The sequence below is a fragment of the Variovorax sp. GW458-11-26-14-LB1 genome (assembly GCF_059423965.1).
Window position 1 is genome coordinate 272,610 of record NZ_JBWKYW010000001.1, and the last position, 24,506, is coordinate 297,115.

General features: G+C 69.3%; 22 protein-coding genes. 9 read left to right on the forward strand and 13 right to left on the reverse strand.

The window, feature by feature from the left end; genetic code table 11:
* The first annotated feature begins 34 nt into the window (after positions 1–34).
* Entirely contained in the window at positions 35–1,456 is a 1,422-nt protein-coding gene (locus tag AC07YS_RS01285; RefSeq protein WP_062480711.1) for a sensor histidine kinase family protein, read from the forward strand.
* A 9-nt stretch (positions 1,457–1,465) separates the two neighbouring features.
* On the opposite strand, the gene ispF is transcribed toward AC07YS_RS01285, so the two are convergent.
* Both ispF and ispD read right to left on the reverse strand, forming a co-directional pair.
* Positions 1,466–1,957, reverse strand: a complete 492-nt coding sequence (gene ispF / locus AC07YS_RS01290) for a 2-C-methyl-D-erythritol 2,4-cyclodiphosphate synthase (RefSeq protein WP_095745128.1) — start codon at positions 1,955–1,957, stop codon at positions 1,466–1,468.
* Positions 1,954–2,667: a 2-C-methyl-D-erythritol 4-phosphate cytidylyltransferase gene (gene ispD, locus AC07YS_RS01295; RefSeq protein ID WP_354343578.1), complete on the reverse strand. Its 714-nt coding sequence runs from the start codon at positions 2,665–2,667 to the stop codon at positions 1,954–1,956. Before ispD ends, ispF begins: the two co-directional genes overlap by 4 nt.
* Positions 2,668–2,785: 118 nt before the next feature.
* Here ispD and mfd point away from each other — a divergent pair, with 118 nt between their 5' ends.
* From mfd to AC07YS_RS01310, 3 genes are read left to right on the forward strand one after another with little or no spacing between them, the layout of a single operon-like run.
* The gene (gene mfd, locus AC07YS_RS01300) at positions 2,786–6,268 is read left to right on the forward strand and encodes a transcription-repair coupling factor (RefSeq protein ID WP_369647194.1); all 3,483 of its coding nucleotides are present in this window, start codon (positions 2,786–2,788) and stop codon (positions 6,266–6,268) included.
* Complete coding sequence (gene serB / locus AC07YS_RS01305; RefSeq protein ID WP_495267256.1) at positions 6,265–6,978, forward strand: phosphoserine phosphatase SerB; 714 nt, start codon at positions 6,265–6,267, stop codon at positions 6,976–6,978. The genes mfd and serB overlap by 4 nt, the downstream gene beginning before the upstream one ends.
* Entirely contained in the window at positions 6,975–8,039 is a 1,065-nt protein-coding gene (locus AC07YS_RS01310; protein ID WP_495267257.1) for an Ldh family oxidoreductase, read from the forward strand. The genes serB and AC07YS_RS01310 overlap by 4 nt, the downstream gene beginning before the upstream one ends.
* Positions 8,040–8,045: 6 nt before the next feature.
* Here the strand turns inward: AC07YS_RS01310 and AC07YS_RS01315 are convergent, their stop codons facing one another.
* The gene (locus tag AC07YS_RS01315; protein ID WP_492741166.1) at positions 8,046–8,372 is read right to left on the reverse strand and encodes a DUF6172 family protein; all 327 of its coding nucleotides are present in this window, start codon (positions 8,370–8,372) and stop codon (positions 8,046–8,048) included.
* Positions 8,373–8,429: 57 nt separating this feature from the next.
* On the opposite strand from AC07YS_RS01315, the gene AC07YS_RS01320 reads away from it, so the two are divergent.
* Positions 8,430–8,657 carry a hypothetical protein gene (locus AC07YS_RS01320; protein ID WP_013541760.1) on the forward strand — a complete coding sequence of 76 codons (228 nt, stop codon included), beginning with the start codon at positions 8,430–8,432 and terminating at the stop codon, positions 8,655–8,657.
* Between the two features lie 9 nt (positions 8,658–8,666).
* On the opposite strand, the gene AC07YS_RS01325 is transcribed toward AC07YS_RS01320, so the two are convergent.
* On the reverse strand, positions 8,667–9,854 hold the full coding sequence (locus tag AC07YS_RS01325) for an aminotransferase-like domain-containing protein (RefSeq protein ID WP_495267258.1): 1,188 nt from the start codon (positions 9,852–9,854) through the stop codon (positions 8,667–8,669).
* A gap of 175 nt (positions 9,855–10,029) precedes the next feature.
* Between AC07YS_RS01325 and nth the strand changes: the two genes are divergently transcribed.
* Positions 10,030–10,677 carry an endonuclease III gene (gene nth, locus AC07YS_RS01330; protein WP_095745121.1) on the forward strand — a complete coding sequence of 216 codons (648 nt, stop codon included), beginning with the start codon at positions 10,030–10,032 and terminating at the stop codon, positions 10,675–10,677.
* Positions 10,678–10,698: 21 nt separating this feature from the next.
* Positions 10,699–11,556 (forward strand): Ivy family c-type lysozyme inhibitor, encoded by an 858-nt coding sequence (locus AC07YS_RS01335; RefSeq protein ID WP_495267259.1) that lies wholly within the window; start codon positions 10,699–10,701, stop codon positions 11,554–11,556.
* Positions 11,557–11,566: 10 nt separating this feature from the next.
* On the opposite strand, the gene AC07YS_RS01340 is transcribed toward AC07YS_RS01335, so the two are convergent.
* The 4 genes from AC07YS_RS01340 to AC07YS_RS01355 are packed head-to-tail and all read right to left on the reverse strand — an operon-like array spanning position 11,567 to position 15,433.
* Complete coding sequence (locus AC07YS_RS01340; RefSeq protein WP_495267260.1) at positions 11,567–12,139, reverse strand: histidine phosphatase family protein; 573 nt, start codon at positions 12,137–12,139, stop codon at positions 11,567–11,569.
* Positions 12,136–12,930, reverse strand: a complete 795-nt coding sequence (locus AC07YS_RS01345) for an adenosylcobinamide-GDP ribazoletransferase (protein WP_495273985.1) — start codon at positions 12,928–12,930, stop codon at positions 12,136–12,138. The genes AC07YS_RS01340 and AC07YS_RS01345 overlap by 4 nt, the downstream gene beginning before the upstream one ends.
* Entirely contained in the window at positions 12,927–13,970 is a 1,044-nt protein-coding gene (gene cobT, locus AC07YS_RS01350) for a nicotinate-nucleotide--dimethylbenzimidazole phosphoribosyltransferase (protein ID WP_495270101.1), read from the reverse strand. Before cobT ends, AC07YS_RS01345 begins: the two co-directional genes overlap by 4 nt.
* Entirely contained in the window at positions 13,967–15,433 is a 1,467-nt protein-coding gene (locus tag AC07YS_RS01355) for a cobyric acid synthase (RefSeq protein ID WP_495270102.1), read from the reverse strand. Before AC07YS_RS01355 ends, cobT begins: the two co-directional genes overlap by 4 nt.
* Before the next feature lie 93 nt (positions 15,434–15,526).
* Here AC07YS_RS01355 and AC07YS_RS01360 point away from each other — a divergent pair, with 93 nt between their 5' ends.
* Positions 15,527–15,766: a hypothetical protein gene (locus AC07YS_RS01360; protein WP_495270103.1), complete on the forward strand. Its 240-nt coding sequence runs from the start codon at positions 15,527–15,529 to the stop codon at positions 15,764–15,766.
* 16 nt (positions 15,767–15,782) lie between these two features.
* Here AC07YS_RS01360 and AC07YS_RS01365 read toward each other — a convergent pair whose 3' ends face one another.
* The 4 genes from AC07YS_RS01365 to AC07YS_RS01380 form a co-directional block, all read right to left on the reverse strand.
* Positions 15,783–17,246, reverse strand: coding sequence for an efflux transporter outer membrane subunit (locus tag AC07YS_RS01365; protein WP_159271940.1), 1,464 nt, complete (start codon positions 17,244–17,246; stop codon positions 15,783–15,785).
* A gap of 25 nt (positions 17,247–17,271) precedes the next feature.
* Positions 17,272–20,544, reverse strand: coding sequence for an efflux RND transporter permease subunit (locus AC07YS_RS01370; RefSeq protein ID WP_495270105.1), 3,273 nt, complete (start codon positions 20,542–20,544; stop codon positions 17,272–17,274).
* A 40-nt stretch (positions 20,545–20,584) separates the two neighbouring features.
* Positions 20,585–21,838, reverse strand: coding sequence for an efflux RND transporter periplasmic adaptor subunit (locus AC07YS_RS01375; protein ID WP_062479898.1), 1,254 nt, complete (start codon positions 21,836–21,838; stop codon positions 20,585–20,587).
* Positions 21,839–21,993: 155 nt separating this feature from the next.
* Positions 21,994–22,875 carry an alpha/beta hydrolase fold domain-containing protein gene (locus AC07YS_RS01380; RefSeq protein ID WP_070060505.1) on the reverse strand — a complete coding sequence of 294 codons (882 nt, stop codon included), beginning with the start codon at positions 22,873–22,875 and terminating at the stop codon, positions 21,994–21,996.
* 181 nt (positions 22,876–23,056) lie between these two features.
* Here AC07YS_RS01380 and AC07YS_RS01385 point away from each other — a divergent pair, with 181 nt between their 5' ends.
* Positions 23,057–23,971 carry a LysR family transcriptional regulator gene (locus AC07YS_RS01385; protein WP_070060504.1) on the forward strand — a complete coding sequence of 305 codons (915 nt, stop codon included), beginning with the start codon at positions 23,057–23,059 and terminating at the stop codon, positions 23,969–23,971.
* A gap of 69 nt (positions 23,972–24,040) precedes the next feature.
* Here the strand turns inward: AC07YS_RS01385 and AC07YS_RS01390 are convergent, their stop codons facing one another.
* A complete protein-coding gene (locus AC07YS_RS01390; protein WP_495270106.1) occupies positions 24,041–24,505 on the reverse strand; it encodes an OsmC family protein in 465 nt (154 codons plus the stop codon).
* Position 24,506: the final 1 nt, after the last annotated feature.

The window sequence follows — 24,506 nt, forward strand, 5'->3', positions numbered from 1 at the left end:
TGACCCGGCCCAGGAGGACGGGGCACAGGTCACGATGCCCAGCCCGCTCGAAGCGAGCGCGCAGCGTGACCGCCGCCCCGGCCTCAAGCTGGGTTTCAGCCTTTTCTGGCGCACCTTCTTCCTGCTCGCACTGCTGCTGATCGGCTGCACGGTCGCGTGGCTGCAGACCTTCCGCTCGCTCGAATACGAGCCGCGCGCCATCCAGACCGGGCACCAGATCGCCTCGCTCGTGAACCTCACGCGCGCAGCACTGGTGTACTCGGATGCGATCACGCGGGTCTCGCTCATCAAGACGCTGGCCGACCAGGAAGGCGTGCGCATCCTGCCGCGCGAGCCCAACGACCGCTTCCAGCCCTACACCAGCGGCGCGCTCGACGAGCGCGTCACCGAAGAGCTGATCGCCCAGCTCGGCGAAGGCACCACGGTGGCCAGCCGCGTGAACGACGAGCCGGGCCTGTGGATCGGTTTCACCATCGAGAGCGACACCTACTGGCTGCTGCTCGATCCCACGCGCTTCAGCCGCGTGGGCGGGCGCACCTGGCTGGTCTGGCTCAGCACGGCGATGGCGCTGTCGCTCGCGGGCGCGGCGCTGATCACGCGACTCATCAACCTGCCGCTCAAGCAGCTGTCGCGCGCCACCTTGCAGGTGCGCGAGGGCGAGTACGAGGCGCACCGGCTCGACGAGCGTGCCCGCACCAACGAAATCCGCGCGGTGAACATCGGCTTCAACCGCATGGCCGACCAGCTCGCCAAGATCGAGCAGGACCGCGCCATCATGCTGGCCGGCATCTCGCACGACCTGCGCACGCCGCTGGCCCGGCTGCGGCTCGAAACCGAGATGAGCGTGGCCGACGAAGACGCGCGCGACCACATGGCGGCCGACATCGCGCAGCTCGACGCGATCATCGACAAGTTCCTCGACTACGCCCGCCCCGACCATGTCGACCAGCGCCCCGTGCTGCTGCGCGACGTGATCGACGCCTGCACCTACGCCGTGCAAGACTACGAAGAGATGAACATCCACGTCGACGTGCCCGCCGACCTGAAGGTGATGGGCGACGAGGTGGAGCTCACGCGCGTGATCTCCAACCTGGTCGAGAACGCCCGGCGCTACGGCAAGACGCCGTCGACGGGCGTGGCCGACGTCACGATCCAGGCGCAGGCCAACAACGACGCGGTGCTGATCAAGGTGCGCGACCACGGCGCGGGCGTCGAGCCCGCCCTGCTCGTGCAGCTGACCAAGCCCTTCTTCCGCGGCGACGCGGCGCGCACCTCGGCGGCGGGCGCCGGCCTGGGGCTGTCGATCGTGGCGAAGAACATCGAGCGCATGGGCGGCACCTTCGCGCTCACCAGCACGCCGGGCCGGGGCCTCGCGGCCCACATCCGGATGCCGCGCGCGATGCCGGCGGGCAGCAGCAAGCCCGGCGAGGTGCCGGGCAAGAAGCAGGTCGCCTGAGGACGCGCGTCAGCGGTGCAGCAGCACCGCGGCGCGGGCTTCCATCGCCCGGCCCTCGCCCACCGGGCCGAGCTTCTCGGCCGTCTTGGCTTTCACATTGACCTGATCGAGCGCGATGCCCAGCGTGTCGGCGATGCGCTGGCACATGGCCGGGATGTGCGGCGCCAGCTTGGGCGCCTGCGCGATCACGGTGCTGTCGACGTTGCCGATCTCCCAGCCCGCCGCGCGCACGCGGCGCGCAGCCTCGGCCAGCAGCACGGCCGAATCGGCACCACGGAACTGGGCGTCGGTGTCGGGAAAATGCCGGCCGATGTCGCCCAGCCCAGCGCCGCCGAGCAGCGCGTCGGTGATGGCGTGCAGCAGCACGTCGGCATCCGAATGCCCGAGCAGGCCGGTGATGTGCGGCACCTCGATGCCGCCCAGGATGAGCTTGCGCCCCGCCACCAGCTGGTGGACGTCCCAGCCTTCGCCGACGCGGATGTTGAACGGTGTCGTCGTCATGCCATGGCCTTCTTGCGGCCGAGCAGCACCGCCTCGGCCAGTGCGAAATCTTCGGGGAAGGTGACCTTGAAGTTCTGCGCACTGCCAGGCACCAGCAGCGGCGCCAGGCCGAGGGTCTCGATGGCGCTGGCCTCGTCCGTCACCACGTCGCCCACGCGCTCCAGCGCGTCGAGCAGCATACCGATACGGAACATCTGCGGCGTCTGCGCCAGCCACTTGTCGGCGCGCGGCAGGGTCTGGGTCGAACGGCTGTCGGTCGACGAGACCTTCAGCGTGTCGGCCAGCCGCTGTGCCAGCAGGCCGCCGACGGCGTCGTGCTCGCAGGCGGCGATCAGCGCCTCGATCTGGCTGGACGTGACCAGGCAACGCGCCGCGTCGTGCACCAGCACCCAGTCGTGCGGCCCGGCGCCCTTCTGGCGCAGCGCCGCCAGGCCGTTGCGCACCGAGGCGGCGCGCGTCAGGCCGCCCACGCGCAGCAGGTACTCGCCGGTCGTCGGGAAGCGCGGCAGCGCCGTCTGCACCTCGCGGTCGTCGGGCGACACCACCACGGCCACGCCCGCGAAACGCCCGGCCAGCGCACGGAACGCGTCCACCGTGTGGGCCACCATCGACTGGCCCGCCAGGCGCCGGTACTGCTTGGGCTGCGCGCCGCCGGCGCGGTGGCCGGAACCGGCACAAGGGATCAGCACGTAGAAACGGGAAGAAGACATGGAGGGTGCGGCACGGGCCGATGGCCGACAAGCGGATAAGGGGCCGCCATTCTAGAATTGACATTCGCACACCCCTCGCCGTCCGGCGCGGGGTGTCGTGCATTTTTCGAACCGCTCCATGGACCTCCCCCTTCTCCCGGCGGGCAAGCGTTTCACGCTGCCGCGTCCCCCGTTGTCCGCCGACGCGCTGATGCTGGCCCAGCTCGGCATGCGCGAGAAGGCCGCGGGTCGCGCCACCGCGATGTTCACCGCCGACGCGAACGACGCCCAGCGACTCATCGACGAAATCGCCTTCTTCGCCCCCGAGCTGCGCTGCGCCCTCTTCCCCGACTGGGAAACGCTGCCCTACGACAGCTTCTCGCCGCACCAGGACCTGATCAGCGAGCGCCTGGCCACGCTGTGGCGCATCAGCCAGAAGGAGGCCGACGTGGTGCTGGTGCCCGCCACCACCGCGCTGTACCGGCTGGCGCCGCCCGCCTTCCTGGCCGGCTACACCTTCCAGTTCAAGGCCAAGCAGAAGCTGCAGGAGTCCAAGCTCAAGGCGCAGCTCACGCTGGCCGGCTACAGCCATGTGACGCAGGTGGTGAGCCCGGGCGAGTACGCGGTGCGCGGCGGCCTGATCGACCTGTTCCCGATGGGCTCGCCGGTGCCGTTCCGTGTCGACCTGTTCGACGACGAGATCGACTCCATCCGCACCTTCGACCCCGACACCCAGCGCAGCCTGTACCCCGTGCCCGAGGTGCGCCTGCTGCCGGGCCGCGAGTTCCCGATGGACGACGACGCCCGCGCGCGCTTTCGCAGCCGCTGGCGCGAACTGCTCGAGGGCGACCCGACCAAGAGCCGCATCTACAAGGACATGGGCAACGGCGTGGCCACCGCCGGTATCGAGTACTACCTGCCGCTGTTCTTCGACGAGACGGCCACGGTGTTCGACTACCTCGGCCCCGACGCCACCGTCGTGCTGCACGGCGACCTCGAACCCGCGTTCCAGCATTTCTGGCAAGACACGAACGAGCGCTACCGCCTGGTGCAGGGCGACCCCGAGCGCCCCGCGCTCCCGCCCGACGCGCTGTTCCTCAACGCCGAGCAGTTCTACCAGCGCGCCAAGCCGCATGCGCAGCTCGCCATTCGCGGTGACATCGCCACCGATGCGCCCTACGCCGAGTTCGACAAGCTGCCGCCCTTCGCCGTCGTGCGCGGCGCCGAAGACCCGCTGGTCGGCCTGAAGGCCCACATCGCCGCCACGCCGCACCGTGTGCTGCTGATCGCCGAAAGCGACGGCCGCCGCGAGAGCCTGCTCGACTTCCTGCGCGCCAGCGGCGTGAACCCGCCGGCCTTCGACTCGCTGGCCGAGTTCGAAGCCTCGGGCGACGAAAAAATCGGCATCGCCACCGCCGCGCTGGCCTCGGGCTTCGCGTGGCGCGAACAGGCGATCGACTTCGTCACCGAGACCGAGCTGTTCGCCACCGCGCCCACCACGCGCCGGCGCAACAAGAAGCAGGAACAGGTCAGCGACGTCGAGGCGCTGATCAAGGACCTGTCCGAGCTCAACGTGGGCGACCCGGTGGTGCACAGCGCGCACGGCATCGGCCGCTACCGCGGCCTGATCCACATGGACCTGGGCCAGGGCACGGGCGCCGATGGCAAGCCGCTGCTGCAGGAAATGCTGCACCTGGAGTACGCCGACAAGGCCACGCTCTACGTGCCGGTGAGCCAGCTGCACCAGATCAGCCGCTACACCGGTGTCAGCGCCGACGAGGCGCCGCTGCACAAGCTGGGCTCCGGCCAATGGGAAAAGGCCAAGCGCAAGGCCGCCGAGCAGGTGCGCGACTCGGCCGCCGAGCTGCTCAACATCTACGCCCGCCGCGCCGCGCGCGAAGGCCATGCCTTCCGCTACTCGCCGGCCGACTACGAGGTGTTCGCCAACGACTTCGGCTTCCAGGAAACCGCCGACCAGAAGGCCGCGATCCACGCCGTGGTGCAGGACATGATCTCGCCCCAGCCGATGGACCGCCTCGTGTGCGGCGACGTGGGCTTCGGCAAGACCGAGGTCGCGCTGCGCGCCGCCTTCATCGCCGTCACCGGCGGCAAGCAGGTGGCCTTCCTGGCGCCGACCACGCTGCTGGCCGAGCAGCACTACCAGACGCTGGTCGACCGCTTTGCCAAGTGGCCGGTGAAGGTGGCCGAGATGAGCCGCTTCCGCTCGGCCAAGGAAATCACGGCCGCCGCCAAGGGCCTGGCCGAGGGCCAGGTCGACATCGTGGTGGGCACGCACAAGCTGCTTTCGCAGTCGGTCAAGTTCAAGAACCTGGGCCTGCTCATCATCGACGAGGAGCACCGCTTCGGCGTGCGCCACAAGGAGGCGATGAAGGCCATGCGCGCCGAGGTCGACGTGCTCACGCTCACAGCCACGCCGATTCCGCGCACGCTGGGCATGGCGCTCGAAGGACTGCGCGACCTGAGCGTGATCGCCACCGCGCCGCAGCGCCGGCTGGCCATCAAGACCTTCGTGCGCAACGAGGGCACCGGCGTGATCCGCGAAGCCGTGCTGCGCGAGCTCAAGCGCGGCGGGCAGGTCTACTTCCTGCACAACGAGGTCGAGACCATCGAGAACCGGCGCCAGAAGCTCGAAGAAATCTTGCCCGAGGCCCGCATCGCCGTGGCCCACGGCCAGATGCCCGAGCGCGAACTGGAGCGCGTGATGCGCGACTTCGTGGCCCAGCGCTACAACATGCTGCTGTGCTCGACCATCATCGAGACCGGCATCGACGTGCCCACCGCCAACACCATCGTGATGAGCCGCGCCGACAAGTTCGGCCTGGCGCAGTTGCACCAGCTGCGCGGGCGCGTCGGCCGGTCTCATCACCAAGCCTATGCCTACCTGATGGTGCCCGACACCGAGGGACTGACCAAGCAGGCCTCGCAGCGGCTCGAGGCGATCCAGCAGATGGAAGAGCTGGGCTCGGGCTTCTACCTGGCGATGCACGATCTGGAGATCCGCGGCACCGGCGAGGTGCTCGGCGAGAACCAGAGCGGCAACATGATGGAGATCGGCTTCCAGCTCTACAACGAGATGCTCAGCGAAGCCGTGCGCTCGCTGAAGGCCGGGCAGGAGCCCGACCTGCTCTCGCCGCTGTCGGTCACGACCGAGATCAACCTGCACGCCCCCGCCCTCCTGCCCGACGACTACTGCGGCGACGTGCACCTGCGGCTGTCGTTCTACAAGAAGCTGGCCACCGCGAAGAACCCCGACCAGATCGACACGCTGCTCGAAGAAATCGTCGACCGCTTCGGCAAGCTGCCGCCGCAGGCCCAGACGCTGATCGACACGCACCGCCTGCGCGTGCTCGCGCGGCCCTACGGCGTGGTCAAGGTCGATGCGGCGCCGGGCATCATCAACATCACCTTCCGCAAGGACGCGCCGGTGGACGGCATGGCCATCATCCAGCTGATCCAGAAGAACAAGCACATCAAGCTCGCCGGCAACGAGAAGCTGCGCATCGAGCGCGAACTCAAGGAGCCGAAGGACCGCGCCCAGATGGTGCGCGACGTGCTGCGCAGCCTCGGACAACCCCTCGTCAAGGAAACCGCCCCCGCATGAGCGCTACGACTGAAATCTCTTCCGGCCTCGTCCTCCAGGGCGTGAAGCCGCCGCTGAAGCTCGCCGACTTCAAGCTGATCGCGTTCGACATGGACTCGACGCTGATCAACATCGAATGCATCGACGAGATCGCCGATGCCGTCGGCAAGAAGGCCGAGGTGGCCGCGATCACCGAGGCCACGATGCGCGGCGAGATCAAGGACTTCAAGGAAAGCCTGCGCCGCCGCGTGGCGCTGCTGCAGGGTGTGCCGGTCGAGGCGCTGCAGCAGGTGTACGACGAGCGGCTGAAGCTCAACCCCGGCGCGACCGAACTGGTCGCCGCGTGCAAGAAGGCGGGCCTCAAGGTGCTGCTGGTGTCGGGCGGCTTCACCTTCTTCGCGAACCGCGTGAAGGATCGGCTGGGCATCGACTTCGCGCGCTCCAACCTGCTCGACGAAGCCGGCGGCAAGCTCACCGGCCAGGTCGTGACACAGAGCTGGGGCGACATCTGCGACGGCGCCGAAAAGCGTCGCACGCTGCTGGAAGTGGCCTCGCTCATGGGCATCTCGCCGCAAGAAACCATCGCCGTGGGCGACGGCGCCAACGACCTGCCGATGATGGGCGAGGCCGGGCTGTCGGTGGCCTATCACGCCAAGTCGAAGGTGCGCGAACAGGCCATGGTGGCGATCAACGAAGGCGGGCTCGACCGCGTGCTGGAAATCCTGAAATGACCGACGCCGCCCCGCTGTACCGCGCCGACGCGCTGCGCGACTACGCCAGCGCCCTGCTGCAGAAGGCGGGGCTCGCGGCCTCGATGGCCGACAGCGTGGCACGCACGCTGGTCGAAGGCGACCTGCTGGGCCACGACACGCACGGCCTCGCGCTGCTGGCCGGCTATGTGAAAGAAATCGAATCGGGCGGCATGACGCGCGACGGCGCGCCCGAGGTGCTGTCCGACCGCCCCGCCGCCGTGCTGTGGGATGGCAAGCGCCTGCCCGGGCCCTGGCTCATGGACCAGGGCATGGACCTGCTGGTGCCGCGTGCGCGCGAACTGGGCACGGCCTCGCTCGTGATCCGCCGCAGCCACCACATCGCCTGCCTCGCGGTCTACATGCTGCGCGCGCTGCAGGAAGACATGCTGATGCTGCTGGCCTGCTCCGACCCCAACACGGCCAGCGTCGCGCCCTTCGGCGGCACGCAGGCGGTGTTCACGCCAAATCCGCTGGCGATGGGCTTTCCGCTGTCGCAGGGCGGCGTGATGGTCGACATCTCGGCCTCGATCACCACCAACGGCATGAGCAACCGCAAGCGCGCGGCCGGCGAGGCCTTCGCCGAGGAATGGCTCATCGACGCCTCCGGCAAGCCGTCGAACGACCCGCAGGTGCTGTTCGACCAGCCGCCCGGCACGCTGCTGCCCGTGGGCGGCCTGAGCCACGGCCACAAGGGCTACGGCATGGCGCTGCTGGTCGAGACGCTCACGGCCGGCCTCGCAGGCCACGGCCGCGCCGACCCACCCGAAGGCTGGGGCGCGACGGTGCACCTCACGCTGCACGACCTGAACGCCTTCGGCGGCAAGGAAGCGTTTTTGCGCCAGATGGACCACGTGGCCGAGAAATGCCGCGACAACGCGCCCATCGACCCGGCCAGGCCTGTGCGGCTGCCAGGTGAAGGCGGGTTGAAGCGTCGAGAAGCGCAATCGGCGAACGGGGTGCGGCTGCACCCGTCGATTGCGCGTTCGCTGCAGGAGGCTGAGCAGCGGCATGGCCTGCGGCTGGCGCAGGCGCTGATCTGACGGGGTTTATTCCTCGCCGTCGTTCTCGGCGTGGTCGGGCGCACCCGCAGGCCGCGGCTGGCGCTTGCCGGGCTTGGCCAGGATCTCGATGTAGAACTGCTTGCCGCCCTCTTTCACCACACCGTCGATGAGGCCGGTGATGGCCGTGAGGTGGATGGTTTCGGCGGATTCCTGGGCGGTGCCGAACCGGCAGTCGAAGTCCCAGAAGTCGGCGCCTTCGGGCAGGTCGCGGCGGCGCTCGCGCTTGATGTACTTGCGGATCTCGTGCTTGACGGCTTCGAGGAGACGGTCGGGGTGCTTGCCCTCGACCTGAAGCTGGAAGGTTTTTCTCATGGGTGATGGTAACCCGCTGTGTAAAGTCGGCGGTTCAAATGGAAAGCAGGTGAAGACATGGCACGCGCAAACGACTGGGCAAGCAAGGTGATGGCATTGGTGAACGGCGGCAACGCCCCGGCGGCCATCGCGCAGATCAAGGTCGCGCCGTCGGTCAAGGACCTGAAGGCGCTGCAGACCATCATGACGCTCTCCAAAATGAAAGGCCGCTATCCGAACGTGGATGCGGCCATTTCAGACAACCTGGACCTGCTGGCAGCGCCCCGGCTGCACCGGTCCCCCTGAACGTCGGCGTTACAGGGCCTGGCCGAGGCGCTTCACGCCCTCTTCGATCTTCTCGATGTCGGCCGTGGCGAAGCTCAGGCGCAGCGTCGCCACATCGGGCTTCTCGGCGAAGAACGGCGCGCCGGGCACGAAGGCCACCAGCTTCTCGATCGCACGCTTGGCCAACTCGTTGGCATCGGCCAGCTTGCCATTGGCGCCCGTCAGGCGCGCCCAGAAGAACAAACCGCCGTTGGGCTGCGTGAAGCTCACCGCATCGCCCAGCTCGCGCGTCAGCGCGGCGCCCATGGCCTGCGCGCGCTGGCCGTAGACCTCGCGCACATGCGCCAGCGTGCCGGGCATGCGGCCGCTCTTGAGGTACTGCGCGGCCGTGGCCTGCGCGAAGGTGCTGGTGTGGGCGTCGCTGAACTGCTTGCACATCGTGGCCTTGGCCAGCAGCTCGGTCGGCGCGATCATCCAGCCGATGCGCAGGCCGGGGCTGAGCACCTTGCTCAGGCTGCCGCAATGCGCCAGCAGCTCGCGGCTGCCAGGCACATCCTTGCTCAGCGACATGATCGACGGCGGCGGCGCTTCGCCGAAGTACAGGTCGCCGTAGGGGTCGTCCTCGACGATCAGCGTCTGGTACTTCACGGCCAGCTCGAGCACCTTCTTGCGGCGCTCCAGGCTCAGCATCGCGCCGCTGGGGTTGCCGAAGGTGGGGATCAGGTAGACGAACTTGGGCTTGTGCTCGGCGATGAGCTTTTCGAGCTCGTCGGTCTTCACGCCGTTGGCGTCGATGGGCGCGCTGATGAGCTGCGCGCCGTACAGGCGGAAGCACTGGATCGTGGCCAGGAAGGTCGGGCCTTCGACGATCACCTTGTCGCCGGGCGAGATCATGGTCTTGCCCAGCAGGTCCAGCGCCTGCTGGCTGCCGGTGGTGACGATCAGGCCGCTGGGGTCCACGTCGACGCCCTTGGTCTTCATGAAGGAACTGAGCTGGTTGCGCAGCGGCTCGTAGCCTTCGGTGGCGCCGTATTGCAAGGCCGCGCCGGGCTCTTCGGCCAGCGCCTTCTGGCTCGCCTCCTTCAGGCCCTCGACGTCGAACATGGCGCTGTCGGGAAAGCCGCCCGCAAAACTGATGATGCCGGGCTTGCCCAGCAGCTTGAAGAGTTCGCGGATGGCGGAGGTTTCGACGTTGTCGAGGCGGGAGGCGAATTGCATGGTCAGTCTCACTTTCTGGGCGTCATTGTCGCGAAAGCCCGGGCAGGAAAGCTGCGTAGGGCCATGGCTTTTCGACGATATATTGCATCCATCGCCGCAAACGCCGGTGCTCGCCCTGCCTTCCACGGCATGCGCCCCGCGAGCCCCTTGCAATGAACGGCGGCCCCCACGACCCATGAAAAAATCCGACATCCCCCTCTTCTTCGCCACCCTGCAGGCCGCCAACCCCGAGCCGCGCACGGAACTCGAATACACCACGCCCTTCGAACTGCTGGCCGCCGTGCTGCTGTCGGCGCAGGCCACCGACGTGGGCGTGAACAAGGCGACGCGCCGGCTGTATCCGGTGGCGAACACGCCGCAGGCGATCCTCGACCTCGGAGTGGAAGGGCTGGAGTCGTACATCAAGACGATCGGGCTGTACCGCAGCAAGGCCAAGCACCTGATCGAGGCCTGCCGGATGCTGGTCGAGCTGCATGGCGGCGAGGTGCCGCGCACGCGCGCCGAGCTCGAGGCGCTGCCGGGCGTGGGGCGCAAGACGGCCAACGTGGTGCTCAACGTGGCCTTCGGCGAGGAGACGATCGCGGTCGACACGCACATCTTCCGCATCGGCAATCGCACCGGCCTCGCACCCGGCAAGACGCCGCTGGACGTGGAACTCAAGCTCGAAAAGCGCATCCCACCCGAATTCCGCCTGCACGCGCACCACTGGCTGATCCTGCACGGGCGCTATGTCTGCGTGGCGCGCAAGCCGCGCTGCTGGGAATGCGCGGTCTCCACCTTCTGCTCGTTCAAGCCCAAGACACCGGCCCCCAAGACCGCCTGAGCGGCATCACACACATCGCACATGACGACGACAACGATTTTCAAGAAGACGCCTTCCGCCGCCCTCCTCTTCCTCGCAGCGCTGTGCAGCGCGGGCGCCGCCTGGTCGCGCGACGGCGTGCTGCCGCCCGAGACGATGGCGCTCTACGGCGGACGCTGGTCCACCAATTGCGCCGACGCGGCGGCACCGACGCTGCAGGTGCGCGAGGACATGCTGATCGCCGAACGCGGCAAGCGCCGCGTGGTCGGCCGTCAGCCGGACACGGCCCACAGCTTCTTCGGCAACCAGCCGCCGCCGCCGAACTTCGACGTGGCGCTGATGAGCCGCGTGGACAAGGGCGACAACGCGATGATGAATTTCCTGGTCTTTCGCGATGCGCGCGGCCAGTCGATCACGCTGAAGGCCGACAAGCCGGTCATGGGCCAGCTGGGGTCGGAGCTGATGAAGCCGCGCTACTGGCGCTGCGACGGTCCGGCGCGCGCCGCGGCGCCGCCCGCCGAACCCGCGACCGCCGCCCCCAAGCCGCCGGCACCGGCCACGGGCAGCCCGGCCGCCCTCGCCCGGGGCCCCGCGATGGACAAGGCCTGGCGCGCCGCGCTGGGCGCGCGCGAAACCGAGCGCTGGCTGGTGCGCCGCGAAGGCCCGTCGCCCGAGCCGCAATGGGTGACGGTGGACGGCACGCGCTACCTGCTGCACGCCTTCTGCAAGCCACACGACTGCTACGACCACAACGCCATCGCGCTCTACGACCAGGGCTCGGGCCGGCTCTATGGCCTGGTGCAGCGCAACGGGCAGAACCAGCTCCTGGGCGGCCCCTCGCCGCAGTTCGCGGGGCAGCTCGATCGTCTCTGGCGCGAGCAGTGGCGCGCCAAGAACTGACAGCGCCTCGTCAGCCGACCGGCGCGGCGACCACGCGCCAGTCGCCGAAGGCCGCTGCGTCGTTGGGCCATTGATCGGCCCGCTCGGGGCACGACACGCCCTGCGACAGCAGCTGCACCGCCCGCAGCACGCCGGCATGCGTGACCCACAGCGCGTCGGCACCGGTCGCCAGCCAGTTGGCGTGCGCCAAAGCCACGCGCTGCATGAAGGCGCGCACGCTCTCGCCATCGCCTCCTGCGGGAGCATCAGCAAAACGATTCGTCCAGGCCTCGAATTCCTCGCGGGCCACAGCCGACCACAGGCGCCCTTCCCAGGCGCCGAAACTCATCTCGGCCAACCGCGCATCGCGCCGCACCGACAGATCCGGCCGCAGCGCGACGATGGCATCCGCCAGCATGGCGCAACGCCGCAGCGGCGAACTCCACAGCGCGATGCCGACCGGCAGCACCGTGGCGATGCGCGCGGCAGCGGCCTGCGTGCCGTCCGCATGGGCGTCGAGGTCGGTCGAGCCGTAGCACAGGCCCGCCGGCGCGATCACCGGCGCGTGGCGCTGCAGCCAGAGCTGGGCGGTCGCGGTGCTCATGCCTTCCACGCCAACGCGAGGTAGATCGCCAGCTCGCACACCTGCTGCGTCGCGCCGAGCCCGTCGCCCGTGAAGCCCTGCAGCCGACGCACGAAGAGCCGCGCCATCCAGCCACCGGCGAGCACCAGCGCCACGAGCGCCGCGCCCACATGCACCGCGTCGTGCGCGCACAGCAGCAGCGCCACGGCGGGTGCGGTCCAGAGCACGGCGACGAGCAGCGCGCCACCGCTGATCGCGTCAGCCAGCGGCTTCGCCTTGCTGCCGCTGCTGTCGCCCACATAGGGCAGCCAGCGGATCAGGAACAGCGGCGCCAGCCGCGACAGCACGTGCGCGCCAACGATGGACACCGCCACCACGTCGAGCCCGCGCGCGGCCAGCGCGGCCAGCAGGCCGAACTTCAGGCCCAGCGCCAGCACCAGCGCGACCGCGCCGAAGGCGCCGATGCGCGAGTCCTTCATGATCTCCAGCGCGCGCTCCCGGCTGGCCGAGCCGCCGAGGCCGTCGGCCACGTCGGCCAGGCCGTCCTCATGGAAGGCACCCGTGAGCATCACGGTGGCGACGGTGCTCAGCACCGCCGCGACCAGCGCCCCTGCCACGCCCGGCAAACCCGCCCCCACGGCCACGAACACGGCCGCCGCCACCCCGCCCGCGATCCAGCCGATGGCCGGCAGGTGCGCCGCGGCGGCGCGCAGCATCTGTGGGCTGAAACCGACCCAGGCCGCGAGTTTTCCCGTCACCGGCACGCGGGTGAAGAACTGGACGGCCAGCAGGAAATGGCGCACGCCGTTCATTGCTGGCGCGACACGCCCGCCGATTCGAAGCTCGCCATCTCGCGCAGGATGCGGCAGGCCGATTCGAGCAGCGGCCACGCCAGCGCGCCGCCCGAGCCCTCGCCCAGTCGCAGGTCGAGGTTCAGCAAGGGCTCGAGCCCGAGGTGCTTCAGCAGCAGCGTGTGCCCCGGCTCGGCCGAGCTGTGCGCCGCCACGCAGCGCTGCGTCACCTGCGGGCGGATCGCTTGGGCGACCAGCACGGCGGCGCTGGCGATGAAGCCGTCCACCACGATCACGCGCCGCTCCTGCGCCGCCTGCAGCACGGCGCCGACCAGCGTCGCCACCTCGAAGCCGCCGAACGCGGCCAGCGCCTCGAGCGGCGCGGTCGCACCCGCGTGCAGGGCGAGCACTTCGCGCAGCACCTCGCGCTTGCGCGCAAGGCCGTCGGCATCGAGTCCCGTGCCGGCGCCGGTGCACAGGCCGATGTCCAGCCCGGCCAGGCGCGACAGCAGCAGCGCGGCGGACGAGCTGTTGCCGATGCCCATTTCGCCCAGCAGCAGCGCGTTGCCCGGCAGCGCGCGCACCACCTCGCGGCCGTTGGCGATGGCCTGGGCGCACTGTTCGGGCGTCATGGCGGGGCCGGCCGAGGCGTCGGCCGTGCCGGCGGCGATGCGCCGCGACACCAGGCCGGGGCGCGGCTGGAAGTCGCGCCGCACGCCGCAATCGACCACGGTGAGCGCCAGGCCGTGCTGGCGCGCCAGCACGCTGACGGCCGCGCCGCCGGCCAGGAAGTTCTCGACCATCTGCCAGGTCACGTCGCTCGGGTAGGCCGACACGCCGCGCGCCGCCAACCCGTGGTCGCCCGCGCACACGAGCATCTGCGGCGCGTCGAGCACGGGCTGCTCGGTGCCCAGGATGGTGCCGATGCGCAGCGCCAGCGTTTCGAGGCGGCCCAGCGCGCCGACGGGCTTGGTCTTGTTGTCGAGCGCGGCCTGCAGGCGCGCCGCGAGCGCGGCGTCGGCGATGTCGGGAATGGCAGGGATCAAATCGGTGTCGGTCATGCGATCAGGCCGGCGAGCACGCCGGCGTCGAAGTGGGTGTCGATGAAGTCGGCCAGGCCGTCGAAGGTGGCGTCCAACGTGGGCGCCGTGGTGCCGAACAGCGCCTGCAGCGCGGCCGGGTCCTCGAACAGGCCGTGCAAATAGAGGCCCAGCACGTTGCCGCGCGCGTTCTGCCAGGCCAGGCCCTCGGGCATCACGGCGCGGCCGTCGTGGGCCAGCTGGGGGTGGGCCGCCGTCTGGCCGTGGTGGATTTCGTAGCCGGCGATGCGCACGCCCGCCAGCGCGGCCCAGGGGCCGGCCACGAGGTCTGCCGAGAACGTCGCCTCGCGGTGCCGCACGGTCTTCTCGCGCTCGAACACGGTCACCAGCGGCAGCAGCCCGAGCCCGGGCGCGTTGCCGTCGATGCCGTGCGGATCGACCAGCGCCTCGCCCAGCATCTGCAGCCCGCCGCACACGCCCAGCACCGCGCCGCCGCGCCCGGCATGCTCGGCCACCGCGCGGTCCAGCCCCTGCGCGCGCAGCCAGGCCAGGTCGCCACTCGTGTGCTTGGAGCCCGGCAGCACGATCCAGTCGGCGCCGGCCACGTCGGCCGGCGTGCGGGCCCAGACCAGGCGCACGCCGGGCACGTTCTTCAGCGCCTGGAATTCGTCGAGGTTGCTCAGGCGCGGGTAGGCCACCACCGCCACGGTGCGCGTGACCACCCCGCTGGCGCGGCTGCGGTCGTCGAACACGCCGTCTTCCTCGGGCAGGCCGTGCTGCCACCACATGGGCAGCGTGGCCACGGTAGGCACGCCGGTCAGCGCCTGCAGCTGCTGCGGCGCGGGCGCCAGCAGCGACGCGTCGCCCCGGAACTTGTTGAGCACGAACCCATGGATGAGCGCCCGGTCGGCCTCGGGCAGCAACGCCCAGGTGCCGTACAGGTGGGCGAAGGCGCCGCCGCGGTCGATGTCGGTCGCCAGCAGGCAGCGGGCATTGGCGTGGCGGGCGACGCGCAGGTTGACGATGTCGCTGGCCATGAGGTTGATCTCGGCCGGCGAACCGGCGCCTTCGATGACGACCACGTCGTTCTCGGCGCGCAGTTCGTCGAAGGCCTGCGCGATCTGCGGCCAGACGCGTTCGCTGCGCCCGCGCCACGGCAGGGTCGACAGCGCCTCGCTCACCTGCCCCATCAGCACCACCTGGCTGTGGGTGTCGCGCTCGGGCTTGAGCAGCAGCGGGTTCATGCGCACGTCGGGCACGGCGTTGGCGGCCAGGGCCTGGAAGTACTGGGCGCTGCCGATCTCGCCGCCCTCGACCACGCGGGCGTTGTTGCTCATGTTCTGCGCCTTGAACGGCGCCACCCGCAGCCCCTGGCGGGCATACCACCGGCACAGCGCGGTGGCCAGCCAGCTCTTGCCGGCGCCGCTCGTGGTGCCCAGGACCATGACGCAGCGCGCCGGCCCGCTTGTCGCTCTAGAACTCATTCGGGGATTGTCGTTGAGCGCTGAACCGAATCCGGAAAGCCGAATCGGACGTACCAAGGGGTGCGGCCCGCTGCGGGCCGCATCCGCCAAGCCATGTCCGCCCTCAACGATCTGGCGCTGACGGTCGAGGAACGCGAGCCGGGCCGGTTCTACTGGCTCCTGCTCGAAGCCGTCCACGACACCGGCAGCACCTCCGACACGCTCGGTTACCGGCAGCTGCGGGTGGCTGCGCGCCCGCAGGCCAGCTATTCGAGCGCGCTCGCGCTGGGGGTGGTGGCGCTGAAACAGGTCGCCGCCACGGCGACGCATCCGGGCCCTGGCGACGGCGCCTGAGCCCGGATCGACCCGATCAGCGGGTCGCCACCTTCTCCGTGGCCGGCACTTCCCACCCGCCGCCGATGGCGCGGATCAGCCCCACCGTCGCCTGGTACTGGGCCGACTTCACCTGCAGCGCCTGGCGCCGGTTGCGCAGCTCGCTGCGGCGCGCGTCGAGCAGGTCGAGCTGGCTCACGTAGCCGTTGCGGTAGCGCGTGTCCGACAGGCTGGTGGCGCGCTGGGCCGAGGTCACGGCCTGCGCCTGCACCACCGACTGCTCCTGCAGGATGCGGATGGCCGCCAGCTGGTCTTCGACCTCCTGGAACGCCACCAGCACCTGCGAGCGGTAGCTGGCGAGCGCGCCGTCGAGCTGGGCGTTGGCGCCCTGCACGCCGGCCTCGCGGCGCCCGCCGTCGAAGATCGGCAGCGACAGCAGCGCACCCACGCCCCACGAACGGGCCGACCACTTGAAGAGGTCGCCGATCTCGGGCGAGGCGTAGCCGGCCGCGCCGGTCAGCGAGATGTTCGGGAACCACGCGGTCTGCGCCACGCCCACGCGGGCCTGCGCCGCCATGACGGCGCTCTGCGCGGCCGACACGTCGGGCCGGCGCGTGAGCACGGTGGACGGCACGCCCGGCGGGATCACCGGCAGCGCAGTGGCCCAGTCGTCGGGCCGCATGCCGAAGCTGGAGGCCGAATCGCCCACCAGCACGGCCAGCGCGTGTTCCACCTGGGCACGCTGGCGATCGAGCGCGAGCGCGTCCGACTCGGTGGACGACACCTCGGTCTGCACGCGCGCCACGTCGAGCTCGGCGATGTCGCCGGCCTGCTGGCGGCGCTGCGTGAGGCGCAGCGTGTCGCGGTAGGCGGCGACCGATTCGCGCACCAGCACGCGTTCGGCGTCGAGCGCGCGCAGCTGCAGGTAGGTCTGCGCCACCTCGGCCTGCACGGCGAGGCGGGTGCTCTGCAGCAGCGCCTCGCGGCCGGCCGCGTCGAGCTTGGCCGCATCGGCCGCGCCCGAGAGGCGGCCGAACAGGTCGACCTCGTACGAGAAGGTGGCGCCGATGTTGGTCATGGTGCCCGGCCGGGTGCTGGCCGTGGCCTTGTCCAGGCCCGCACCGCGGTTGGCGCCGGCGCCCAGGCCGATCTGCGGCAGGCGGTCGGCCTGGGCGCTGCGCGCCAGCGCGCGGGCCTCGGCCAGCCGCGCGGCGGCGGCCTGGATGTTGGTGTTGTCGACCTCGGCGCGCTGGATCAGCGTGTTGAGCACCGGGTCGTTGAACGCCAGCCACCACTCGCCGCGCGGCTGCGCCTCGGCGGGCGTGGCCCGGGTGAAGCCGGCCGGCGCCGTGGCACCCGGCTGTTCCTTGAACTGCGCCGCGGTCGGCACCGTGGGCATGCCCGAAGGCACGCTGGCGCAACCGGCCAGCACCAGGGCCGCCACCAGCGGCAACACGGCGGCGCGCAAGGGGCGCATCAGGGTTGGGATTGCGAATGTCATGGACAACCTTCTTTCTTCTTGTCGATCAGTCATGCGCGCCATGCGAGGGGCGCGGCGAGGCCGGCACCGGGTGCAGACCGCCACCACCGCCACCGTGCGAAGGCGCCACCGGATGGTCGGCCGACACGAAGTCGTCACCGTGCGGCACTTCGCCATGCAGCTTGAGCGGCCGGTTGCCCGCCAGGCGGCGCATCAGCACATAGAACACCGGCGTCAGGAACAGGCCGAAGGCCGTCACACCGATCATTCCGGCGAACACCGCCACGCCCATCGCCTTGCGCATCTCGGAGCCGGCACCGGTCGAGAGCACGAGGGGCAGCACACCCATCACGAAGGCCAGCGAGGTCATCAGGATCGGGCGCAGACGCAGGCGGCTGGCTTCGATCGCGGCCTGGATCGGCGTGCGTCCGGCGAACTCCAGCTCCCGTGCGAACTCCACGATCAGGATCGCGTTCTTCGCACTCAGCCCCACCAGCACGATCAACCCGATCTGCGTGAAGACGTTGTTGTCGCCCCCCGAGATCCACACGCCCGCCATCGCGGCCATGATGCCCATCGGCACGATCAGGATGATCGCGATCGGCAGCGTCAGGCTTTCGTACTGCGCGGCCAGCACCAGGAACACCAGCAGGATCGCCAGCGGGAACACCAGGAAGGCGGAGTTGCCGGCCAGGATTTCCTGGTACGTCAGCTCGGTCCACTCGAAGCTCACGCCCTTGGGCAGCGTCTCGGCCGCGATCTTGGTGATCACGTCCTGCGCCTGGCCCGACGAATAGCCAGGGGCCGGGCCGCCGTTGATGTCAGCGGCCAGGTAGCCGTTGTAGCGCATGGCGCGTTCCGGACCGAAGGTCGAGTTGACCTTCATCAGCGCGGCCAGCGGCACCATTTCGCCCGAGGTCGAGCGCACCTTCAGCATGCCCACGTCTTCGGCACGGGCGCGGTACGGCGCATCGGCCTGGACGCGCACGGAGTACGTGCGGCCGAACTTGTTGAAGTCGTTGGCGTACAGGCTACCGAGGTAGATCTGCATCGTGTCGAAGATGTCCGTCACCGGCACACCGAGCTGGCGCGCCTTGGTGCGGTCGATGTCGGCATACAGCTGCGGCACGTTGACCTGCCAGCTCGTGAACATGCCCGTCAGCTCAGGCGCCGCATACGCCTTGGCCATGAAGGCCTTCACCGCGACGTCCATCTGGTCGTAGCCGACCGAGGCGCGGTCTTCGATCTGCAGCTTGAAGCCGCCGGTCGTGCCCAGGCCTGCCACCGGCGGCGGCGGGAACATCACGATGAACGCGTCCTGGATGCTCGAGAAGGCGCCGTTGAGCTGCCCGGCCACCGCACCTCCGCTTTGATCGGCGCGCTTGCGCTGGTCGAAGGGCTTGAGCGTGGCGAACACGATGCCCGAGTTCGAGCTGTTGGTGAAGCCGTTGATCGACAGGCCCGGGAAGGCAATGGCGTCTTCCACGTTCGGGTTCTTCTTCATGATCTCGCCCATGCGGGTGATCACCTCTTCCGTGCGGTCGAGCGTGGCACCGTCGGGCAGCTGGGCAAAACCGATGAGGTACTGCTTGTCCTGCGCCGGCACGAAGCCGCTGGGCACCGCCTTGAAGAGGCCGAAGGTCACGCCGACCAGCGCCAGGTAGATCACCAGCATCAGCGTCTTGCGCGAGATCACGCGCTTGACGCCGCCGCTGTAGGCCTCGGAGCCGCGATGGAAGAACTTGTTGAAACCACGGAACAGCCAGCCGAAGGCCTTGTCCATGCCGCGCGTCAGGGCGTCCTTCGGCTGGTCATGACCGCGCAGCAGCAGTGCGGCAAGCGCGGGCGACAGCGTCAGCGAGTTGATGGCCGAGATCACCGTCGAGATCGCGATGGTCACCGCGAACTGCTTGTAGAACTGCCCCGTGAGACCGCTGATGAACGCCAGCGGCACGAACACGGCCACGAGCACCAGCGCGATCGCGATGATGGGGCCCGACACTTCGCGCATCGCGCGGTACGTTGCCTCACGCGGCGTGAGCCCCGCTTCGATGTTGCGCTCGACGTTCTCCACCACCACGATGGCGTCGTCCACCACGATGCCGATCGCCAGCACCAGCCCGAACAGGCTCAGCGCGTTGATCGAGAAACCGAGGACGTGCAGCACCGCGAAGGTACCGATCACCGACACCGGCACAGCCAGCAGCGGAATGATCGACGCGCGCCACGTTTGCAGGAACAGGATCACCACCAGCACCACCAGCGCGATGGCTTCGAGCAGCGTGTGGATCACCGATTCGATCGATGCGCGCACGAACTGCGTCGGGTCGTAGGCGATGCGGTATTCCAGGCCTTCCGGCATGTTCTTGTTCAGCTCTTCCATCGTCTTGCGAACGTTGGCCGAGATGTCCAGCGCGTTGGAGCCCGGTGCCTGGAACACGCCCATGCCGACGGCCGGGTCGTTGTTCAGCAGCGAACGCAGCGAGTAGTCGGCGGCGCCCATTTCGAGGCGGCCGATGTCGCGCAGACGCGTGACGGCGCCGTCGGTGCCGCTCTTGACGATGATGTCGCCGAACTCTTCTTCGCTCTGCAAGCGCCCTTGCGCATTGATCGACAGCTGCATGTCCACGCCCGACAGGCCCGGCGAAGCGCCGACCACGCCGGCCGCGGCCTGCACGTTCTGGCCACGAATGGCCGCCACCACGTCGGAAGCCGACAGACCACGCTGCGCGACCTTCTGCGGGTCGAGCCAGACGCGCATGGAGTAGTCGCCGCCGCCGAAGATCTGCACCTGGCCCACGCCTTCGATGCGCGCGAGCGGGTCCTTCACGTTCAGCACCGCGTAGTTGCGCAGGTAGTTGATGTCGTAGCGGTTGTTCGGCGAGACGAGGTGGACCACCATCGTCAGGTCGGGTGCGCTCTTGACGGTCGTGATACCGAGGCGCCGCACTTCTTCGGGCAGGCGCGGCTCGGCTTGCGAGACGCGGTTCTGCACGAGCTGCTGGGCCTTGTCGGGATCGGTGCCGAGGCGGAAGGTGACGGTGAGCGTCATCACGCCGTCGGTCGTCGCCTGGCTGCCCATGTAGAGCATGCCTTCGACGCCGTTGATCTGCTCTTCGAGCGGCGTGGCCACCGTCTCGGCGATCACCTTCGGGTTGGCGCCCGGGTACGTTGCGCGCACCACCACCGAAGGCGGCGCGACTTCCGGGTACTCCGAGATCGGCAAACCGCGCAGCGCAATCAGGCCCGCGATCAGCATCAGTAGCGACAGCACGCCGGCAAAGATCGGCCTGTCGATGAAGAATTTTGAGAGATTCATGTTGGTTCTCCGGCGGGCGCCAGGGCGCCCTCCTCCGAAATCAGGACTTCGCGGCCTCGGCCACGCGTTCCGGTTGTTGTTGCTTCGTATCGAGCTTGGCGTCCATCGTCACGGTCTGCGGCACCACCAGCGCACCCGGGCGGATGTGCTGCAGGCCGTTCACCACCACGCGGTCGCCGGCCTTCAGGCCCTTGCTCACCACGCGCAGGCCGTTGATGGGCGCGCCCAGCGTCACTTCGCGGTACATGGCCTTGTTGTCATCGCCCACGACCATCACGAACTTCTTGTTCTGATCGGTGCCGATGGCGCGCTCGCTCACCAGCAGCGCGGTGTCGTTGCGGGCCTGGCCCATGCGGATGCGGGCGAACTGGCCCGGAATGAGCGCGCCGTCCTTGTTGTCGAACGAGGCGCGCACACGCACGGTGCCGCTGCGGGCGTCGACCTGGTTGTCGATCAGCTGCAGCTTGCCGGTGAAGGGCGTGCCTTCGAGGCCGGCGGTGCCCATCTGCACGGGGATCGTGTCGATCTGGCCACGGGCGCCGGCGTTGGCCGGCAGATCCTTCAAGGCGCGGGTGATGACCTGCTCGTCGGCGTCGAAGCTCGCGTAGATCGGGCTCACCGACACCAGCGTGGTCAGCACGGGCGCGCCGGGGCCGGCGGCCACGAGGTTGCCCACCGTCACTTCGAGCTTGCCGATGCGGCCCGAGACCGGTGCGCGCACCTGCGTGTAGCCCAGGCTCAGGCGTGCGGTCTGCAGCGAGGCTTGCGCGGCGCGCAGGTTGGCTTCGGCTTCACGGCCGGCGTTCACGCGCTCGTCGAGTTCACGTTGCGCGATGGCCTGCTCGTCCCACAGGCGGCGGGCACGCTCCTGCTCGCTGCGGCTGAAGGCCTGGCGGGCTTGCGCCGAGGCGACCTGCGCTTCGGCGCGCTCCACTTCGGCGGCGTACGGCGCCGGGTCGATGGTGATGAGCAGGTCGCCCTGCTTCACCAGCGCGCCTTCGCGGAAGTGCACCGCCTGCACGGCGCCCGCCACGCGGGAGCGCACGTCGACGCGCTGCACGGCTTCGAGCCGGCCCGAGAACTCGTCCCAGGCGTTGATCTCGCTCGACGCCACGGTGGCGACCGACACCGGCGTGCCCTGTTGCGCGGCGACCGGGGCGGTGGCCTCGGCCTTGAAGCTGTACATGCCCACCACCGCGGCGGCCACGGCCAGCACCGCGGTGAGGCCGGTCACGGCGGGCCACAGCCCCTTACGGGTGATGGAAGACAGCGATTGTTCGTTCTTGTTCGACATGATGGTTCGTCCTTCTCGATGACTTTTTCGGGATGCAACAGGCCATCCCGGCGCCGGCGGCGTCAGGAGGCGGAATTCAGAGAACAGAAAGCCCTGCCACCCGCCTCGGTGGAGGCGGCGGCTTGGTTCAGGGGGCGGAGCGGACCCTCGCGGGCCTAGCTGGGCTCAGGGACCGCCGGGGGCGGTGTGGTGGCGCTGAAGAACTCGCGGAAGTGCTGCTGCACGCTGGCTTCGCAGGATGCGCATCCCACGGCCTCGGTGTCGTACAGCGCCTTGGGCCAGTTGTCGGCCCCGGTCAGCACGCTGCTCGTGACCTCGATGCCGGCCGAGCGCAGGCGACCTGCGAAGGTCATGGCCTCGTCGCGCATCGCGTCGTCGGGCCCCACCAGCACCAGCGCCGGCGCCAGGGCGGCCAGCCGCAGCGATCCGCTCGGCACCGCATAGGGGTGCGTGGCGTTCGACGGACAGCTCAGGTACTTGGCCCAGCCCGTGGCCCAGCGGCATTCGGCCGCGTCGTTCGTGGCATTGCGCAGCGAGGCGGTGCCGGCGCACGGGTCGAGCATGGGCGACAGCAGGATCTGGCCTGCCAGCGGCGGATGGGCGCGGTCGCGGGCCACCAGGGCCACGCTGGCCGCCAGGTTGCCGCCGGCCTCTTCGCCGGCCAGGTACACCTGGGCGCCCTTGCCGCCGAGCTTCACGCGCTGCTTGTAGAGCCATTCGAGCGCCGCATAGCCCACCTCGACCGGTTCCGGGAACGGGGCCGCCGGGGCCAGCGGGTAGTCGAGCGACACCACCACCGCGCCCGCGCCGGCCAGCAGCCGGGCCACGTTGCGGCCGTTGTCGAGGTTGCCGCAGATGAAGGTGCCGCCATGGAAATGCAGCACCAGCGGCACGGTCTCGCCCCGCGGACGCTGACCGTAGACACGGGCAGCCACGGGCTCGCGGCCGGGCAGCTCGATCGACAGATCGGACTCCACGCCTTGCGCCGCGGCAAGCGCAGCAGCTTCAGCGGACCGGGACGATGGACGGGGTGACATGGGCGACCTCAGGGGGATGGGCGATGGTTGAAATATAAGGCGCTACAAGCGCGTTGAAACAGGAAACACAGCCCTACTCTGTTTCCAAACGGAGAACAATCGGGCATACCGTAGGGGCGCATTCCTTGTGTGAGAATCCGCCTCCTTCCGGCATACGCCGGTCTCCCTGAACAGGCATTCGATGGATCAAATCCAGGCAATGCGGATCTTTGTCCGCGTGGTGGAAGCCGGCACCTTCACCCGTGCCGCCGACTCTCTGGCCCTGCCCAAGGGCACCGTCACCAAGCAGATCCAGGCGCTGGAATCGCGCCTGCGCGTGAAGCTGCTCAACCGCACGACCCGGCGCGTCACCGTCACGCCCGACGGCGCCGCCTACTTCGAGCGCGCCGCGCGGCTGCTGAACGACTTCGACGACATGGAAGCCAGCATGACGAACGCGCAGGCCAACCCCACGGGGCGGCTGCGCATCGACGTGGGCACCTCGGTGGCGCAGCAGATCATCCTGCCCAACCTGGCCAGCTTCTGCGACCGCTACCCCGACATCCAGGTCGATTTGGGCGTGAGCGACCGCACCGTCGACCTGATCAGCGACAACGTCGACTGCGTGATCCGGGCCGGCGAACTCAGCGACCAATCGTTGGTGGCGCGCCGCATCGGCACCCTGCACTTCGTCACCGTGGCCTCGCCGGCCTACATCAAGCGCTATGGTGCGCCGCAGCATCCGAACGACATCGAGAAGCGCCACCACGTCGTGAGCTACTTCTCGGGCACCACCCGGCGCGTGTACCCGCACGAGTTCAAGAAGGGCGACGAGTACATCGAGCTCAACGGCCCCTACCGCGTGTCGGTCAACGAGAGCAATGCGCACATGACGGCCGTGCTCGCGGGCTTCGGCCTGTCGCAGTGCATCACCTTCACCGCCGAGCCGCTGCTGGAAAGCGGCGAACTCGTCGAGGTGCTGGCCGACTGGCAGCGCGACCCACTGCCGATCCACGTGGTGTACCCGCCGAACCGGCACCTGAGCGCGAAGGTGCGGGCGTTTGTGGACTGGGCGGCGGATCTGTTTGCGAAGAATCCGCGGTTGCAGCGGCGCTGAGGGGCGCCTTTTCCGGCCTCCTCTCAGGGCTGGATCAGCGCTGCCAAGGCGTGCGGAGAGCGATTCTTGTCAGTCGACCGGCTCGCACCGCACCTCAGTCTTCACCGAATTCGCAATGAAACACTCCTCATGCGCCCGATGGTGCATGCGCGCGATCTGCTCGGGCGTGGGCAGGTTCTCGCCCGAAAAGCTCACCTGCGGACGCAGCGTGACGACAGTCATCGCCATCTTCCCTTCGGCGTTCTTCTCCATCACCCCGGTGGCCGCGTCGACATAGCGGTCGACCACGAACTTGCGCTTCACTGCCATGGTGAGGAACCACAGCATGTGGCAGCTGGACAGCGAGGCCACGAACATCTCTTCCGGATCGACCGCCGACGCGTCGGAGAACGGCAGCGGCACCACGTGCGGCGACGAAGAGCCCGGCACCTGCGCACCGCCGTCGAAGCGCAGCACGTGGTGGCGGCTGTAGGTGTTGGCCAGGAAGTCCTGGTCGCCCCGCTCCCAGACGATCTCGGCGGTGTACTCGGACATG